We start from the raw sequence: 562 nt of genomic DNA, 5'->3' as shown, positions 1-562 counted from the left end.
ATTCAAAAATGCTTCGTGATGAACACGCTATAAGGTTACATCATTTAGTTAGGGATTTAGATTTATCTGATGAAATTAAATATAGTTACATGATTAATGAACGTTTGTTACAAATATCTTCTATGGATTTTTTAGTAGAAAGATTAGGTGATTATAGAACAGAGGGATTGACCTTTGACCAAGTAAGATTGATGAAGTCATTTATTGATAATCGTATTACTTTACTTTTAGGCAGAGCAGGAACAGGAAAAACATATACTTTGGTTAATTTGTTGAATCGTTTGAAACCTGATCCAAATAAGACAATTGTTTGTACTTATACAGGTAAGGCTTCTAGTAGGATTCGTGAATTATTTAGGGAGTATGATTTACAAGATTATAAAGCATTAACTATACATAAAACTTGTGCTTCTAACTTTAATTCGAAGTTCTTCAGAAATGAATATAACATAATTGATTGTGCTTATCTTATTATTGATGAAGTTTCAATGATTCCACGTGAGATATTGTCAAAATTACTTCAAGCAGTTCCTAGTCATGTGAAAATTATCTTTGCGGGTGA

The 562-nt window shown here is 29.9% G+C and carries 1 protein-coding gene; it reads left to right on the top strand.

Translation table 11 applies throughout. The annotated features are described in order from the left end of the window. Positions 1-562: AAA family ATPase (locus tag HUO09_RS22060; protein WP_188235291.1), on the top strand; the 562-nt coding region annotated here is incomplete at both ends.

This window comes from Vibrio sp. Y2-5 (assembly GCF_014596725.1).
Taxonomy (GTDB): domain Bacteria; phylum Pseudomonadota; class Gammaproteobacteria; order Enterobacterales; family Vibrionaceae; genus Vibrio.
This window is presented reverse-complemented; position numbering and strand designations above follow the sequence as displayed.